The sequence below is a fragment of the Desulfovibrio sp. UIB00 genome (assembly GCF_022508225.1).
In the GTDB taxonomy this organism is placed as follows: Bacteria; Desulfobacterota; Desulfovibrionia; order Desulfovibrionales; family Desulfovibrionaceae; genus Desulfovibrio.
Genome location: NZ_JAETXJ010000004.1, coordinates 214,983 through 230,340 on the forward strand (window position 1 = coordinate 214,983; position 15,358 = coordinate 230,340).

At 58.4% G+C, this 15,358-nt stretch carries 14 protein-coding genes; all 14 read left to right on the forward strand.

The genetic code is table 11. The features are described 5' to 3' along the window. Positions 1-4 precede the first annotated feature (4 nt). The 14 genes from JMF94_RS08895 (at position 5) to JMF94_RS08955 (ending at position 15,358) form a co-directional block, all read left to right on the forward strand. The gene (locus tag JMF94_RS08895; RefSeq protein ID WP_276612869.1) at positions 5-982 is read left to right on the forward strand and encodes an NADH-quinone oxidoreductase subunit H; all 978 of its coding nucleotides are present in this window, start codon (positions 5-7) and stop codon (positions 980-982) included. A gap of 18 nt (positions 983-1,000) precedes the next feature. After that, positions 1,001-2,497: a hydrogenase 4 subunit D gene (locus tag JMF94_RS08900; RefSeq protein ID WP_240824751.1), complete on the forward strand. Its 1,497-nt coding sequence runs from the start codon at positions 1,001-1,003 to the stop codon at positions 2,495-2,497. A gap of 2 nt (positions 2,498-2,499) precedes the next feature. Next, positions 2,500-3,159 carry a hydrogenase 4 membrane subunit gene (gene hyfE / locus JMF94_RS08905; RefSeq protein ID WP_227117667.1) on the forward strand — a complete coding sequence of 220 codons (660 nt, stop codon included), beginning with the start codon at positions 2,500-2,502 and terminating at the stop codon, positions 3,157-3,159. Positions 3,160-3,171: 12 nt separating this feature from the next. After that, complete coding sequence (locus JMF94_RS08910; RefSeq protein ID WP_240824752.1) at positions 3,172-4,803, forward strand: hydrogenase 4 subunit F; 1,632 nt, start codon at positions 3,172-3,174, stop codon at positions 4,801-4,803. Between the two features lies 1 nt (position 4,804). Then, entirely contained in the window at positions 4,805-6,544 is a 1,740-nt protein-coding gene (locus JMF94_RS08915) for a hydrogenase large subunit (RefSeq protein WP_240824753.1), read from the forward strand. A gap of 17 nt (positions 6,545-6,561) precedes the next feature. After that, positions 6,562-6,696, forward strand: a complete 135-nt coding sequence (locus JMF94_RS15090) for a hypothetical protein (protein WP_276612871.1) — start codon at positions 6,562-6,564, stop codon at positions 6,694-6,696. Further along, entirely contained in the window at positions 6,690-7,214 is a 525-nt protein-coding gene (locus tag JMF94_RS08920) for a formate hydrogenlyase complex iron-sulfur subunit (RefSeq protein ID WP_240824754.1), read from the forward strand. Before JMF94_RS15090 ends, JMF94_RS08920 begins: the two co-directional genes overlap by 7 nt. 2 nt (positions 7,215-7,216) lie before the next feature. Beyond that, on the forward strand, positions 7,217-8,035 hold the full coding sequence (locus JMF94_RS08925) for an NADH-quinone oxidoreductase subunit B family protein (protein WP_240824755.1): 819 nt from the start codon (positions 7,217-7,219) through the stop codon (positions 8,033-8,035). After that, the gene (locus JMF94_RS08930) at positions 8,028-8,447 is read left to right on the forward strand and encodes a formate hydrogenlyase maturation HycH family protein (RefSeq protein WP_240824756.1); all 420 of its coding nucleotides are present in this window, start codon (positions 8,028-8,030) and stop codon (positions 8,445-8,447) included. The genes JMF94_RS08925 and JMF94_RS08930 overlap by 8 nt, the downstream gene beginning before the upstream one ends. Further along, on the forward strand, positions 8,444-8,917 hold the full coding sequence (gene hycI / locus JMF94_RS08935) for a hydrogenase maturation peptidase HycI (RefSeq protein WP_240824757.1): 474 nt from the start codon (positions 8,444-8,446) through the stop codon (positions 8,915-8,917). Before JMF94_RS08930 ends, hycI begins: the two co-directional genes overlap by 4 nt. Positions 8,918-9,169: 252 nt before the next feature. Further along, complete coding sequence (locus tag JMF94_RS08940) at positions 9,170-9,676, forward strand: 4Fe-4S dicluster domain-containing protein (protein WP_240824758.1); 507 nt, start codon at positions 9,170-9,172, stop codon at positions 9,674-9,676. A 108-nt stretch (positions 9,677-9,784) separates the two neighbouring features. Continuing rightward, a complete protein-coding gene (gene fdhF, locus JMF94_RS08945; protein WP_240824824.1) occupies positions 9,785-11,983 on the forward strand; it encodes a formate dehydrogenase subunit alpha in 2,199 nt (732 codons plus the stop codon). Between the two features lie 394 nt (positions 11,984-12,377). After that, entirely contained in the window at positions 12,378-14,576 is a 2,199-nt protein-coding gene (gene fdhF, locus JMF94_RS08950) for a formate dehydrogenase subunit alpha (protein ID WP_240824759.1), read from the forward strand. A 68-nt stretch (positions 14,577-14,644) separates the two neighbouring features. Next, positions 14,645-15,358, forward strand: coding sequence for a formate dehydrogenase accessory sulfurtransferase FdhD (locus JMF94_RS08955; RefSeq protein WP_240824760.1), 714 nt, complete (start codon positions 14,645-14,647; stop codon positions 15,356-15,358).

Here is a 15,358-nt window from a genome sequence, read left to right on the forward strand (position 1 = left end):
AATCATGTTCACCATGCAATCCTTGTCCTGGCCGGTATCCTTGCTGCTGGCCGCAGCGCAGACCTTGCTTCTGCTTTTGCTGGCCCCTCTGCTGTCCGGCATTTCGCGTAAAATCCGGGCCAGAATGCACTCGCGCCTTGGCCCTCTGGGTGCCGCTGGCGTGTTGCAGGACTACCGTGACCTGGCCAAACTCATGACCCGGCAGGAAGTGGCCCCTGCGCAGTCGGGCATCATTTTCCGCATCATGCCCTTTGTGCTCATTGCCAGCGCAGCGGCCATTGCCATGACGCTGCCCCTGATCGTGACCGGCTCCCAGATGGCGAGCGCGGCAGATCTGATAACCTTGCTGTATCTTTTCGCCCTCTACCGCTTTTTCTTTGCCCTTTCCGGGCTTGATTCCGGCAGTCCCTTTGCGGGCATGGGCGCAAGCCGTGAGATGCTGCTGGGAGTGCTGGTGGAGCCTGTGCTCATGCTGGCCCTGCTGGTGGCGGCCCTTATTGCGGGTTCGACCAACCTTGGCATCATCAGCGAGATATTCCGCCAGAACTGGGGCGGATCCATGCCCACGGCGGCGGCATTGGCCATGGTGGCCTGCGCCTTTGCCGTGTTTATTGAAATGGGCAAGATCCCCTTTGACTACCCAGAAGCGGAACAGGAACTTCAGGAAGGCCCGCTGACCGAGTATTCCGGCCCCGGTCTTGCCCTGGTCTGCCTTGGCGTGAAGTTCAAGCAGGCAGTTGTGGCCAGCGTGTTCATCAGCGTGTTTCTGCCCTTTGGCAATGTAACGCCCGAGAGCCTGAGCCTTGTATCCGTGCTTACCGCCACAGTCATATTCGTTCTGAAGCTGCTGGTCATCTTTGTCCTGGCCTCGCTGTACGAAAACAGCCTTGCACGCGGGCGCTTTTTGCTGACCCCGCGCGTCACCTGGTCCGGTTTCGGCGTGGCGGCCCTGGCATTCGTCTTTTACTTCAGCAAGCTCTAGGGCGTCGAGGAAGAAGTCATGGATAAAATTGCACTGGCAACAATCCTGATACCGTTCATCGGCGCGTTGCTCGCCGCCTGTTTGCCGTATCGCGCGGCACGGGCGCTGGCGCTGGTGGTTGCCCTTGCCGCTTCGGCAGGCAGCGCGGCCCTTGGCCTGGCATACTTCAACGCAGGTATGCCCGAAAACTGCACATTCAACCTTGTGAGCTACAATTCCGCCATGTTTGGCGGGGCTGGGCACACAGTGGAAATATTCGGCGTACTCGTAGACAGGGTAAGCACGCTCATCTGCTTTGCCGTGGTTTTTCTCGGTTTTCTGGTGGTGCTGTATTCCACAGCCTATCTGACCAAGGGCAACCGCGAGCATCCGCACGAAGGCACTACCCGTTTTTACGCCATCATGCTGGCCTTTATCGGCGCCATGGCCGGGCTTACGCTGTCCTCCACCCTCTTTGGCCAGCTGCTGTTCTTTGAAATCACCGGCGGCTGCTCGTGGGGTCTGATCGGTTACTACCAGACACCCAAGGCGCTGCGCTCTGCCATGAAGGCCCTGCTGGTGACACACCTTGGCGCTCTGGGCCTGTATGTGGCTGCGGCATGGCTGTTCCATGAAACAGGCTCCTTCGCCCTCTCCGGCATTGCCGGGCTTGGCGATACCGCCAAGATCATCGTCGTGGGCGGCGTACTCTTTGCGGCCTGGGGCAAGTCCGCCCAGATTCCCATGCACATGTGGCTGCCCGACGCCATGGAAGCGCCCACCCCGGTGAGCGCCTATCTGCACGCAGCATCCATGGTCAAGGTGGGCGTGTTCATCTTTGCCCGCGCCGTCATGGCTGCCGGGGACATTCCCCCGGTTGTTGGTCAGGTGGGCATGGTCATGGCCGTGATAACCCTTATCTACGGCTTTATCATGTACCTGCCGCAGACAGACATGAAGCGTCTGCTGGCCTATTCCACCATCACCCAGCTTTCGTACATCTTCTTTGCCATTTCTCTGGCAGCCCTTTGCACGGACCCTGTTCTGCGTAATACGGTGCTGTTGTTTGGCGCGATCGCCTACATTTTCAACCACGCTTTTGCCAAGAGTCTGTTTTTCCTTGTTGCTGGCGCGCTCAGCTACACATGCGGCACGCGTACCCTCACCCAGTTGCAAGGAATCCTGTCACGCCTGCCTCTGCTGGGCGTGGGCTTTTGCGTGGCGGCACTTGCCATCACCGGCGTGCCGCCGCTCAATGGCTTTTTCAGCAAGTACCCCATCTTCACCACCGGTTTTGCCCTTGGCTCAACCCACTGGCTGGTGCTGGTGCTGACGGTGCTGGTCATGATCGAATCCGTGGGCAGCTTTGCCTGGTTCCTCTACTGGTTCGGCAAGACTGTTCCCGGCAAACCCTCTGAGGTTGTGGCGCAGGCGCAGCCTGTGCCCGCCGCCATGAAGCTGGTGCTGGCCATCCTTGTTTTCATGTCGTTCTGTTCCAGCATCATGGCCGTTTACTGGTTGAACCACGGAGGCTAAGCATGTTGAGTTCAAGCATAATCATCAACAATCTCGCGGGGCTTTTGGTGGTCACATCCCTGATGGTGGTCACCTGCAAAAAAGCCACAACATCCGCCTTGCTGTACGCTGTGCAGTCTGCCGTGCTGGTGCTCTCGTTCATAGCGCTGGGCGGCCTGATGCAGGCGCACGAGCTGTACACCTGGGCCGGAACCGCCGTTCTGACCAAGGTCATCCTTGTGCCGCTGATAATGTACAAGGCCCTCGGCAAGATGAGCGACCCTGAAGCGCAGGGAATGGTCATTCCCACATCTGTGGTCGTCATACTGTCAGCCGTTCTGCTGCTCTTGTGCCACTTTGTGGTGAGCACGGTTCAGGTGCCCATCATCACCCAGCACGGGCTTGAACCTGTACTGGCCGTATCGCTTGGTCACTTCATGATCGGCGTCATGTGCATTGTGGTGCAGCGCAACATCATCAAGCAGATATTCGGTTATTGCCTGATGGAAAACGGCGCGCACATGACCCTGGCCCTGCTGGCCAACCAGGCCCCGCATCTTGTGGAAATAGGCATTTCCACAGACGCCATCTTCGCGGTTATCATCATGGTATACATGGTGCGCCGCATCTTCACCACCATGAACACGCTGCGCGCGCATGATCTTTCCGCGCTGAAGGGGTGAGCCATGAATGTCATGACCAACAGCAACCCCATGCTTTTTTACCTGCTGCTCGCCGCGCCATTGATCACGTCGCTGCTCTGCTTTGCCTGCGCCTTCTGCGGGCGCGGCATACGCGCCGTGGTCAACATCATCAATACGGCAGGCTGTGCGGCCCTTCTGGTCACGGCCTACGGGCTTGTAAGCAGTGTATATGAGCATGGCGCTCTTTTTGCCGCTGGCAAATGGCTGTACCTCGACAGCCTTTCGGCCATGTTTCTGGCCGTGCTGGCCTTGCTTGGCACCATTACCGGACTGTATTCCTACGGATACATGAAGCAGGAAGTGGATCACGGCGAAGTCTCCGTGCCCACGCTCTGCAACTATTACGGATTCTTCCACCTGTTCATCTTCACCATGGTTTCGGTGATCACCACCAACAACCTGATCCTCATGTGGGCTGGCGTGGAAGCCACCACCCTGGCCTCGGCCTTTCTGGTGGGTATTTACGGGCAAAATTCCTCGCTTGAAGCGGCCTGGAAGTACATTGTCATCTGCACCGTGGGCGTGGCCTTTGGCCTCTACGGCACGGTGCTGGTGTATTCCAACGCCTCTGCGGCCATGACCGCCCAGGGGCTCGACCCCTCGGACGCCATCTTCTGGACCGAAGCCTTGCGCTATGCGGGTGGCCTTGACCACACCCTCATGTATCTGGCCTTTGTGTTCGTGCTGATCGGCTTTGGCACCAAGGCCGGGCTTTTCCCCATGCACGCATGGCTGCCCGATGCCCACAGCGAAGCCCCCAGCCCCACCAGCGCCCTGCTTTCCGCCGTGCTGCTCAAGGCGGCCATGCTGGTCATCCTGCGTTACTACATCCTTATCGGCCGCAGCATCTCAAGCGCTGTGCCGCAAAACATGCTGCTGGTTTTCGGCCTTCTCTCCATACTTGTGGCCGCGTTCAGCATGATCTCGCAAAACGACATCAAACGCCGCTACGCCTATTGCAGTGTTGAAAACATGGGCATCATTGCCGTGGGCCTCGGTTTTGGCGGCCCGCTGGGTATCTTTGCCGCCCTGTTCCACGTTATCAGCCACAGCCTTGCCAAGGGTCTGGTGTTCTGCGTGTCGGGCAACGTGCTGCTCAAGTACGGTACGCGCGACATGGCCACCGTGCGCGGCATGCTCAAGGTCATGCCTGTTTCCGCCGTGTTTCTGGCAGCGGGAACCCTGGCTCTGGGCGGCCTGCCGCCGTTCAGCGTGTTCCTGAGCGAATTCATGGTGGTCGTTTCCGGCATCACCGCCGGTCATATGTATCTGGTTGCGGCTCTGGCCGTGCTGCTCATGGTCGCTCTGGGTGCGCTGGTGCATCTGGTGGCGGTGACGCTCTCCGGTCAAGCGCCGGAATCCATCGCAAAAGGCGAGCAGGGCAGCATGACCCTCATCCCCGCCGCCGTGCTGCTGGGCCTGCTGCTTGTTATGGGCACCTGCACGCCCGCCCCTGTGGTGAACATGCTCAACGCAGCCACCAGCATCGTGCTGGATAAAAATACCGCAACCGCTCAGGTGCAGCCCGCCCTGCGCGACATGGTACGCGCCGCTTCCCACAATACGGCGGATGCGGCGGAAGCCGAAGGCGCAAAGCAAACTTCTTCCAGTCAGGAGATATAACGTGAGCACGACCACGGAACAGACCCAACACCCCGCCAGCGGCAATCGCGGCGCAGGGTATGTGGCAAACGTGCGGCAGCGCTTTCCCTATGCTGTTCTTGATGAAGAACGGCAAACCAGCAACCAGCTCACCATCACGGTCAAGCTGGAGGCTCTGCCCGATGTTGTTTCCTACCTTTATTACGAGCAGGGCGGCTGGCTGCCGGTTGTTTTTGGCAACGACGAACGCACGCTCAATGGCAGTTTTGCCATCTACTACGCCCTTTCCATGGAAGAAGGCGAAAAATGCTGGATAGTTGTGCGCGCCTTTGTGGACGCCGACCGGCAGGAGTTTCCTTCCGTAACGGCCAGGGTGCCCGCCGCTGTGTGGGGCGAGCGCGAAATCCGCGACATGTATGGGCTTACCCCTGTGGGCCTGCCCGATGCGCGCCGTCTGGTGCTGCCCGATGACTGGCCGGACAACCTGCACCCCCTGCGCAAGGACTGCATGGACTACCGCCAGCGCCCTGCGCCCACCACGGACACGGAAACCTACGACTTCATCAACGAGCTGGGCAGCAGTAAAAACCGCATTCTGCCAATTGGCCCCATGCACGTCACTTCTGACGAACCCGGGCACTTCCGCCTGTTTGTTGACGGCGAAAACGTGGTGGATGCCGACTACCGCATGTTCTATGTGCATCGCGGCATGGAAAAAGCCGCAGAAGTACGCATGGGCTACCACGAAATCACCTTTCTGGCCGAGCGCGTGTGCGGCATCTGCGGCTATGCCCACAGCATCGCCTACGCCAACTCGGTGGAAAACGCCCTGGACATCAACGTGCCTATGCGCGCCCGCTGGATACGCACCCTGCTGCTCGAGGCGGAGCGCCTGCACAGCCATCTGCTGAACCTTGGCCTTGTCTGCCACTTTACTGGCTTTGACTCCGGCTTCCAGCAGTTCTTCCGCGTGCGTGAAAAATCCATGACCATTGCCGAGCTGCTCACCGGTTCGCGCAAGACTTACGGCCTCAACCTTATCGGCGGCATCCGCAACGACATTCTGGCCGATGCGCGCAAAACCACCACCGCCCTGCTCAATTCCATTGAAAAGGAAGTGGCCGAGCTGGTGGACATGCTCCTCGGCACCACCAACTTTGAGCAGCGCACCAAGGGCGTGGGCATACTAGACCGCAAGGTGGCCCGCGACTACAGCCCCGTTGGCCCCATGATTCGCGGCAGCGGCTTTGCCCGCGATGTGCGCGCCGACCATCCCTTTGAAGGCTACGCCCATATTCCCGTCAACGTCTTCTCCTTTGACGGCTGCGACATCTTTTCCCGCGCGCTTGTGCGTGTGAAGGAAGTGTTCGACTCCATCGCCCAGTGCCGCTACGTGCTGGACAACATGCCCGGCGGCCCGGTGCTGACCGAAGGCTTCACCTACACGCCCCACAAGTTTGCCCTGGGCTTTACCGAAGCCCCGCGCGGCGAAGACGTGCACTGGAGCATGACCGGCAACAACCAGAAGATCTTCCGCTGGCGCTGCCGCGCGGCCACCTACGCCAACTGGCCGGTGCTGCGCTACGCCCTGCGCGGCAATACGGTTTCGGACGCCGCCCTCATCATCGGCAGCCTTGACCCCTGCTATTCCTGCACAGACCGCGTCACCCTTGTGGATGTGCGCAAAAAGAAGGCCAAGACCGTATCGTATCAAGACTTTGAGCAGTACGGCATTGACCGCAAACATTCACCCCTGCCCTGAAGCATGTGGCAACGCGTATGAAAACCACGAACATTCACCAGAACCGCGCGCGGCAGCGCAGTACGGCCCCCGCCACATGGGCGGCCCGGCATTGCGCCGCCACGGCGGCCATGCACATGCGCAACATGCTTGAGGAGGCGCTGTCATGCTGAAATTACTCAAAATAGTCCGTGATGCAGGCGAGGTAACGATCAAGTATCCCTTCGCGCCTGCCGAATTCACGCCCACATTCCGTGGCAAGCCGGAATATGATCCCAAACGCTGCATTTCGTGTGCAGCCTGCGCCATCGCCTGCCCGCCCAATGCCCTGACCATCGAAACGGATCTGGAAAAGGGCGTGCGCACCTGGCAATTCTGCGCCGGACGCTGCATCTTCTGCGGCCGTTGCGAAGAGGTTTGCCCCACCAGGGCCTTGCACCTCTCGCAGGAGTTTGAACTTGCCGTCATGCGCAAGGACGACCTTTATGAACGCTGCACCTTCAGCCTGTGCCACTGCCGTCAGTGCGGCACCCCCTTTGCCCCGCAAAAAGAGGTGGACTACGCGCTGGCCCTGACCATGCAGGCTGACGGCGTTACAGAAGAAGACCCCGACCAGCGGCGGCAGTTTGAAACCTGCCCCCAGTGCAAGCGCAAGCAGACCCTCGGCCTCAAGCCCCGGCAGGAGGTATAGCCATGTCCATTGTTCCCTATGCCTACGCGCCCGGAATCTCGCACTACAAAACCGAACCCGTCAGCGTTGAGGATTCCATAGCCGCGCTCAAAGGTGCGCTTTTGCAGCGCATTCAGCGCTCCGCCTACGTCTACCGCATCGACTGCGGCGGCTGCAACGGCTGCGAAATTGAAATCTTCGCGTCCATCACGTCCATTTTTGATGCCGAGCGTTTCGGCATCAAGGTGGTTCCCTCGCCCCGCCATGCGGATATTCTGCTGTTCACGGGCGCTGTTACCCGCGCCATGCGCATGCCCGCCCTGCGCGCCTTCCACAACGCGCCTGACCCCAAGATATGCGTCTCTTACGGTGCCTGCGGGTGTAGCGGCGGCATCTTCCACGACATGTATTCCGTGTGGGGCGGCAGCGACAAGATTGTGCCCATTGACGTGTACATTCCCGGCTGCCCGCCAACCCCGCAGGCAACCATCTATGGCTTTGCCATGGCCCTTGGCCTGCTGGATCAGAAACTCAAGGAACGCAATCACGAGGAATCCGGGGCAGCCGCTCCAGCGCCCCTGCTGCCTGATGCCCCGCTCGACATCCGCGTGCGGATTGAACGCGAGGCGCGTCTGCTGGCTGGCTACCGCCAAGGCAGGGAAATCAGCGACAGGTTCTTCCAGTGCCTTGAGGCCGGGAGCACCGCCGCCCTTGAAGCCAACCTGCAAAAATGGATTCGCGATGCCGAAGACCCCCGCCTGACGGAAATTCTTTTCCGCCTGCGCGAAGTGTTTTTCGACAGCCTGAACGTTGGGCAGGATCAGGGGATCTACCATGACTGAAATGGTCAGCTTCCACGCACTGCGGCGAAAGTTTCTGGATACGCAGAAGGATCTTCCCGAGTCTGACGCTACCAAGCAGGTCATGTACTACTCCCTTGCCATTGGGCATCACGTGGGGGTTATCGACTGCCTCGTCAAAGTGCTGGAATGCCCCAGAGACGCCTATGAAACATGGGTGGGCCTGCTGCCCGAGGGCGAGGCCCGCCGCAAGATGAGCGGGCTGCTGACTTTTGGCGAAATCCATATTGACGCCAACCACGCGGGCATGCTGGGCAAGGCTTTTGCCGAAGCCATGCCCGGCATGGACGAGCCATACAAGGGCTGGAGCGCTGTACTCATGGAGCAACTGGCCGCCATTCAGCGCGAGCCTGCGCTCTATCTCATGGTGCAACTGCCCCGGAGGATGGAATGAGTGCCCCCGCCCCCCAAGACTGCAACGTGGTGCTGACCGTGGGCAACAGCCTCATGGGCGATGACGGCGCAGGCCCGCTTTTGTGCGAACGCATGGAGGCAAGCCCTGTGCCGGGCTGGACTGTGGTGGACGGCGGCTCCATGCCCGAAAACGTCACCTACGCGGTCAAAGCCATGAAGCCCCGGCGTCTTCTTATTGTGGACGTTGCCACCTTGGAGCTTGCCCCCGGTGAAATGCGCTTTGTGGACAAGGAACGCATCCGCTCCATGGGCATAGCCAGCACCCACAACATGCCCCTCTCTTTCATTATGGACGAACTGGAGCGGGAGATTGAGCAGGTTGTGTTTCTGGGCATCCAGCCGCAGGAAGTGGGCTTTTGCCTGCCTGTTACCGATGCTGTGCAGCATGCGGTGGAGCGTATCCACGCGGGCTTGGCGGAGGGCCTTGGCGACATTCCCTGGCTGGTCTAAAGCTTCGTCAAAAATGACGAAAAAGAATCAGTCCAGCTAACCGTCTGGAGTAACAGCGATTGTTATAAATTTCACACATGTTTGCCATTCGACAGTTCGACATTTTTGACGAAACAACGCGAACACGGTTTTTACAGCAATCGTAACAATATAGAATGCCAGATCATTTTTGCAACATACTGGCATCCTTGTTGCAATTTAACGAATACAGGCCGGCCCCACGCCGAGCCGTAAAACAAGCAAGGGCTTTCTATGAAAAAACGCATAGCGGCCAATCCAGGGCGCTGCATAGGCTGCCGCACCTGTGAGATAGCCTGCGCCCTGGCGCACAGTGAACTGCGTATTGAAGACATGACCGCCTCTGACTTCAAAGCCAGAGTCGCCATCCTGAAGCACGAAGACATCAGCACTCCGGTTGCCTGCCGCCAGTGCGAAGACGCCCCCTGCGCATCGGCCTGCCCCTGCGGAGCCATTGTTGCCGACAGCGAGAGCGTCACCGTGCTGCGGCACAAGTGCATAGGCTGCAAGGCCTGCATCATGGCCTGTCCTTACGGGGTCATGCGGGTCACAAGCCACAAGGTGCGCCGCACCGTATGTGGCAAACCGATGGGATTCAGCCACAAGGCCCTGGCGCAGAAATGCGATCTGTGCGCCAGCGTGCCCGAAGGCCCATCCTGCGTGCGGGCCTGCCCCACCGATGTGTTGTTCGTGGTGGAGGATGAAACAGTGCAGCCCGAGGGAACAGCAGCATTTCAGTAAGCGGGCACTGGTGCTTACGGCACCTGCCCCCGGTTTGAAATGCGGCGCTACATGCCTGCCAGAGCAGCGGAGTGCTCGCCGCTGTTAAAATGAATACAAGAGGTTATCATGAAAAAAGTAATAGAAGTCTGCCCGTACTGCGCTTCGGGCTGCAAGATCAACCTACTGGTTGAGAATGGCCGCGTGGTTGGCGCAGAAGGCGCCAACGGCCTGACCAACCAGGGGGCCTTGTGCCTCAAGGGTCTGTATGGCTGGGATTTTATCAACGACACCAAAATCCTGACTCCCAGAGTCAAAAACCCCATGATTCGCCGCAAGCGTGGCGGTGAGTTTGAGGCTGTCTCCTGGGATACGGCCATCGACTACACCGCATCGCGTCTTACGGCCATCAAGGAAGAATTTGGCCCAGATTCCATCATGGTGTCCGGTTCTTCCCGCTCCACCGGCAACGAAACCAACTACATAATGCAAAAATTCGCCCGCGCGGCTCTCGGCACCAATAATGTCGACTGCTGCGCGCGGGTCTGACACGGCCCATCAGTTGCAGGTCTGCAACAATCAGTCGGCAATGGCGCAATGAGCAACTCCATTGTGGAGATTGAAGATACTAAATGCTTGTTCATCTTTGGGTGGAATCCGGCAGATTCGCACCCCATTATCGCCCGCCGGGTGGTAAAGGCGAAAGAAAAAGGGGCAACCATCATTGTCTGTGATCCGCGCAAGATTGAAACTGCGCGCATCGCCGACCTGCATGTTCCCCTGAAAAACGGTTCCAACGTGGCCTTCGTCAATGCTTTGATGAACGTCATTATTAACGAGGGACTCGCGGACAAGGAGTTCATAGAAAAGTACACGACTGGCTTTGCAGAACTTAAAGCCATTGTGGACAACTATCCTCCTGAAGCGGTTACGGAAATCACGGGCATTGATGCCGAAACCATCCGCAAGACCGCCCGTATGTACGCCACGGCCCCAGAGGGCGCAGGCATATACTGGGGCATGGGCGTTTGCCAGTTCTATCAGGGTGTGGAGACCGTACGGGCACTGACCTCCATGGCTCTGATTACCGGCAACATAGGCAAACCTCACACCGGCGTTGCTCCGGTGCGTGGGCAGAACAACGTGCAGGGCGCCTGCGACATGGGCGCGTTGCCCAACGTGTTTGTGGGCTACCAGAGCGTGACAGACCCGGCCGTGCGCGAAAAATTCGCCAAGGCCTGGGGTGTCCCTGTTGAAAAAATGTCCCCCAAGGTGGGGCATTTCCTGAGTGAAGTCGCCGCGAGCGCTTCTGCTGGCAGGCTGAAGGCATTCTACTGCATGGGTGAAGACCCCTTGCAGACAGAACCCGACCTTTCTGGCGTGCGTAGCGGCTTCAGCAAGCTTGACCTGCTCATTGTGCAGGACTGCTTTATGACCAAGACCGCAGCCGTGGCCGACGTGATCTTCCCCACCACCACGTGGGGCGAACACGAAGGCGTATACTCGGCTGCCGACCGTGGCTTCCAGCGCTTCTACAAGGCTGTGGAACCGCAGGGCGATGTAAAGGTGGACTGGGACATCATCTGCCGCCTGTCCACAGCCATGGGCTATCCCATGCAGTACAACAACACCAGAGAGATCTGGAACGAGCTGATCTCGCTCTCGCCCAAGTATGCGGAAGCGACCTATGAAAAGCTCGATGCAAACGGCGGGCTTGGCTACATCCAGTGGCCCTGCACCAAGGATGCCCCCAACGGCACCCAGGTTCTTTACGCACAGCCCGACGGCAGCATCAAGTTTGAAACCCCGGACGGCCTGGGCCACCTTTTTACGGTGGAATGGGTCCCGCCTGTGGAAAAAATCAGCTCCGAGTTCCCGCTGGTGCTTTCTACCGTGCGCGAAGTGGGCCACTACTCCTGCCGCTCCATGACAGGCAACTGCAAGGCGCTGGCGGCACTGGCGGACGAACCCGGCTTTGTGCAGATGAACGACAAGGATGCGGAAGCCCTCGGCATCCGCGACCATGAGCTTGTGTGGGTGCAGTCGCACCACTCCAAGGTCATCACCAGGGCGCAGATCAGCCCGCGCACCAACAAGGGCGCGGTGTACATGACCTACCAGTGGTGGATTGGCGCATGCAACGAATTGGTGGGTGAGGTATTGAGCCCCATCACCAAGACGCCGGAATACAAGTATGTGCCTGTTAGGGTTGAAAAAATAGAAGATCAGACATGGGCTGAAAGCCATGTGGTGCAGGTATACAGCGAATTGAAGCAACGCCTGCGCAAGGAAAAGGCCAACGGCACAGCAATGTCCGTAACAGCCTGATAAATAAGCCTTACATCGGGGTTCCCCGCGCAAGACGCGGGGAACCCCTAAAAAGGAAAAACCAAAAGATTTTTTGCAAGCGCGCTGCCAGAGTGCGACTGCCACACGGCGGAACAGGTAGCGCAACTTGAGGGAACAATAAAATTTATCTGTTTTATACCAGCCTGTTGCAGGATGGAGAACAGAGCGTACCCGGCGAACTGAGGGCTTTGCTCCGGCAGCACCGCAAGGCAATGCGAGTGCGCCATCAAGCCAGTATTGCGGAAACTGCAAAATACCATTGCTTTTTTTCGTAACATGCCGGTCTGCCAATACAGCAGGCGCGAAAAAAGAATTTCTGCCGGATCAACGGAATGCCCGCCGTTGCCCAAGATGGACACACATAAGGAAGACCATGAAAAAGGTTATAGAAGTATGTCCCTATTGTGCTTCAGGCTGCAAAATCAATCTGCTGGTTGAAAATGGCCGTGTAGTTGGCGCAGAAGGCGCCAACGGCCTGACCAATCAGGGGGCCTTGTGTCTCAAGGGTTTGTATGGCTGGGACTTTATCAATGACACCAAGATACTGACCCCACGGATCAAAAATCCCATGATCCGCCGTAAGCGCGGCGGCTCGTTTGAGGCTGTCTCGTGGGATACGGCCATTGACTACGCATCGTCGCGCCTCATGGCCATCAAGGAAGAATTCGGCCCTGATTCCATCATGATATCTGGTTCCTCCCGCTCAACGGGCAATGAAACCAACTACGTGATGCAAAAGTTCGCCCGCGCCGCAGTGGGCACCAATAATGTCGATTGCTGCGCGCGGGTCTGTCATGGCCCCTCTGTTGCCGGGCTTCAGATGTCCGTAGGCAATGGTGCCATGAGCAACTCCATTGTCGAGATTGAAGACACCAAGTGCATATTCATCTTTGGATGGAACCCAGCGGATTCACACCCGATCATTGCCCGCAGGGTTATCAAGGCCAAGGAAAAAGGCGCAACGATCATTGTGTGCGACCCGCGCAAGATTGAAACCGCGCGCATCGCAGACCTCTACGTGCCCATAAAAAATGGCTGCAATGTGGCTTTTGTCAACGCGCTGATGAACGTCATCATCAATGAGGGCCTCACGGACAAGGACTATATCGCCAAATACACATCCGGGTTTGAGGAACTGAAGGCCATTGTTGATAAATACACGCCCGAATCCGTAACGGAAGTAACGGGCATTGACGCCGAAACCATCCGCAAGACGGCCCGCATGTATGCGACCGCGCCGCAGGGAGCGGGGATTTTTTGGGGCATGGGCGTATGCCAGTTTTTTCAGGGTGTGGAGACGGTGCGGGCGCTCACTTCCATGGCGCTGCTCACCGGCAACATCGGCAAGCCCAATACAGGCGTTGCACCGGTGCGCGGGCAAAACAATGTTCAGGGCGCCTGCGACATGGGGGCGCTGCCCAACGTATACGTAGGCTACCAAAAAGTTGTGGATCAGGAAGCCCGCAAGAAATTTGCAAAAGCCTGGGGCCTGCCTGTTGAAAAGCTCTCTGACAAGGTTGGTCACTATCTGACCGAAGTGGCAAAACTTGCCACAGCCGGGCAGCTTAAGGCTTTTTACTGCATGGGAGAAGACCCCTTGCAGACGGAACCGGAACTTTCCGCCGTACGTAGTGGTTTCAGCAAGCTTGACCTGCTCATTGTGCAGGACTGCTTTATGACCAAGACCGCAGCCGTGGCAGACGTGATCTTCCCCACCACCACGTGGGGTGAGCACGAGGGCGTGTATTCGGCTGCCGACCGAGGTTTCCAGCGCTTTTACAAGGCCGTGGAACCGCAGGGGGACGTAAAGGTGGACTGGGACATCATCAGCCGCATGTCCACAGCCATGGGCTATCCCATGCACTACAACAACACCAAGGAAATTTGGGACGAACTTATCTCGCTCTCGCCCAAGTATGCGGAAGCGACCTATGAAAAGCTCGATGCAAACGGCGGGCTTGGCTATGCCCAGTGGCCCTGCACCAAGGATGCCCCCAATGGCACACAGGTACTCTACGCACAGCCGGACGGCAGCATCAAGTTTGAAACAGACGATGGGCTGGGCCGCCTCTACACGGTGGAATGGGTTCCGCCTGTGGACCAGATCAATGAAAAGTTCCCCATGGTGCTCTCAAGCGTGCGCGAAGTGGGCCACTACTCCTGCCGCTCCATGACCGGCAACTGCAAGGCACTGGCGGCACTGGCGGACGAACCCGGTTTTGTGCAGATGAACGACAAGGATGCGGCAAGGCTGCACATTGCAGATCAGGAGCTGGTGTGGGTCGCATCGCGCCACTCCAAGGTTATCAGCCGCGCTCAGGTCAGCCCGCGCACCAATGAAGGCGCGGTGTACATGACCTACCAGTGGTGGATCGGCGCCTGCAATGAACTGATCGGTGAAGTACTGAGTCCCATCAGCAGAACGCCGGAGTACAAATATGCCGCAGTGCGGATTGAAAAAATTGAAGATCAAAAGTGGGCGGAACAATATCTGGTTGAGACGTATACCAACCTCAGGCAACGCCTGCGCAAAGAACTGATAGACGGCTCTGCATCCAAGATCCCTGCCTGACTCCGATAACCCTCAACAACTCCCCGCGCGGCCACTCCCAAGGTGCAACCGCGCGGGGAACCACAACCATGAAACAGCCGCCAGATGCTTCCATAAGTATTGAACGCGCCATTACCCGCATCGGGCCTCAGGGCCGCCGCGAGGTCATGGACGTGCTCCTGCGCGAAGAACGCTACGAACTCTTCTGCAACGGCAATTGCGTGGCCGAGCTGCACTGCATGCCAAGCCTGCTGCGCGAGCTTGCCGTGGGGCGGCTCCGCACTCTGGGGCTTTTACATGAAATCTCCGCCTTGCGGGCGCTTTCCATTGATGAGCAAAACCGCGTCATAGAGGCATCTGTTGCGGAATTTTCCGCGACAGCCGTGAACTCCCCAAGCGATGTGCGGCTTGCCGCCGCGCAGGTGCATGCGCTGCAACTGGCCTTCAACGAGCGCTGCGACCTTTTCCGCGCCACAGGTGCGGCCCACAGCTGCGCCCTGGCAACCCCGGAAGGCCTGCTGCTTTTCTGCGAGGATATCGCCCGCCACAACGCGCTGGACAAAGTCATTGGGGCCATGCTGCTGCAAGGGCTGAGTCCGGATGGAAAGATCCTCATTTTCAGCGGGAGGCTCGCCTCCGACATGCTCTCAAAGGTTGTGGCCTGCGGGGTCAGGCTGCTTATTGCGCCGGGGGCCCCCTCGCTCACATCAGTAGAAATGGCCGAAGCTCACGGCATCACTCTGCTGGGATTTGTACGCCGCGACAACATCAACATTTACACTTGCCCGCAAAGGATCTGCTGA